Origin of the sequence: Emticicia sp. (genome assembly GCF_049241225.1) — a bacterium.
Lineage (GTDB): Bacteria > Bacteroidota > Bacteroidia > Cytophagales > Spirosomataceae > Emticicia.
The window spans coordinates 45020-46648 of sequence record NZ_JBMLRC010000129.1; the positions used below are offsets into that span (position 1 = coordinate 45020).

At 33.8% G+C, this 1629-nt stretch carries 2 protein-coding genes and 1 pseudogene; 2 read left to right on the forward strand and 1 reads right to left on the reverse strand.

Going from position 1 to position 1629, the window contains the following annotated elements:
- Both ACOVO2_RS08025 and ACOVO2_RS08030 read left to right on the forward strand, forming a co-directional pair.
- The coding region (locus tag ACOVO2_RS08025) for a leucine-rich repeat domain-containing protein (protein WP_421769462.1) at nucleotides 1-861 on the forward strand (861 nt) is incomplete at its 5' end.
- A gap of 107 nt (nucleotides 862-968) precedes the next feature.
- Nucleotides 969-1277, forward strand: a complete 309-nt coding sequence (locus tag ACOVO2_RS08030) for a MerR family transcriptional regulator (RefSeq protein ID WP_421769463.1) — start codon at nucleotides 969-971, stop codon at nucleotides 1275-1277.
- 1 nt (nucleotide 1278) lies between these two features.
- Here the strand turns inward: ACOVO2_RS08030 and ACOVO2_RS08035 are convergent.
- Nucleotides 1279-1629 (reverse strand): annotated as a pseudogene (locus tag ACOVO2_RS08035) (hypothetical protein); the annotation flags it as partial.

Here is a 1629-nt window from a genome sequence, read left to right on the forward strand (position 1 = left end):
ACTGTCAAGAATCTAATGCTGAATAAATTGAGTCTTGAAAAATTTCCAGATGTGGTTTTTAGATTTAAGAATTTAGAAAAATTGGATTTAGCTGATAATTTTATAGAGCAAGTTCCATTAGAGATTTGGACGCTGAAGAAACTGAAGTTTTTGAGTTTAAGTGGCAATGGAATTGATTATTCAAAATTAAAATTCAAGCGAAATAAGCATCTAAAAGACCTCAATCTTCAGTACACGCAAATGGCAAAAATGCCGAAATCTCTGAAAAAAAATCGAAAATTGGAGATTCTATTCGTTGGTAATAATCCTATAAAATTTACAAAGAATGATTTTAAACGAATGACCAATCTGAAAGCTCTCAATTTATATAATGTTCGAACTGAGGCATTGCCAAAATCAATCGGAAAGTTGAAAAATTTAGAAGAACTTGACCTCTATCACAACGAATTGAAGTTTTTGCCGAAAGAGATTTGTCAATTACCCAAGTTAAAAACGCTAGCAGTTGCCAACAATCAACTCTGGAATTTGCCCGAGGAAATCAATAAACTGACAAATCTCCAAACCCTCTATGCTCATCATAATCGTTTGAATACTTTGCCAAATTTGCCAAATCTTAAACTTTTAGATATTGGCTATAATCTCTTCAAGGTTTTTCCTGAGCAAGTTTATCAGTTAAAAGATTTGGAAGAATTTGATATTACGCACAACGAAATCATGGATATTCCAGAAGGATTATTGGCTATGAACAAACTTCAAAAAGTATTTATTCGAGGCAATGAGTTTTACAAAACCGATAAGCCAGACGAAAAACTAACCAAACTTACTGATAGCTTGGAAAAACGACAAGTAATGGTTAGATGAGGCAAGTTGATAGTTTTTTGAAGAAAAAAGTTTAGATTTGGCGAAAATACCGTGGCACGCTGTGCGTGGCACGGTTAGTTAAGAAAATCAATTTCTCAAACAAAACAATGACTAAACTTTATTATTCCACTTCCGAAGTTGCCGAAATGTTAGAGGTAAATATTTCGAGAATTAGGTTTTATGAAAAGAAATTTAATCTAAGGTTCAAACGTAACGGACAAGACCGTCAATTAACGCAAAAAGATATTGAAGTTTTGCGTGATATTATTGTCAATGCCGACAAGGGTGGCCTGACCTTGAAAGGAGTGAAGCGAAAAATAAGCAATAAAAGTGACGAAAATAAAAATAAAAATGCCCTAAAAGCTAAATTATTAACTGTTAGGGCATTTTTGGTTGATACACTCAAAGAAATGTGATTTAGAAGAATGTACCTACCGAAATCACGAAACTTCTTTGATTATTTGTAATATTAGCCGAAGCATAATTGGCTGTATTTGCCAATTCATAAGGTGTATATGCTGTTTTAAATGTGTTGAAAACGCCCGCTAAATCCACAAAAAACTTAGCTGAACGATATCCCACACCACCTGTAAAAAGCATTTGTGAGCGGTCGAGGTCATCAACTCGTTGTTTGTATGGGTCTGGCATATATTTAGCACCGAGTCTTAATCGGATATTTTCGATACGATATTCGCCACCTACTTTTAGATTTACGGCATCTCTGAATGTATTCTTTATTCTACTATCTTCTCTCGTTGCTTTTTCGTA

Coding starts and splice junctions, on each gene's coding strand:
- ACOVO2_RS08030 (WP_421769463.1), top strand. CDS start 969: ATGACTAAACTTTATTATTCCACTTCCGAAGTTGCCGAAATGTTAGAG.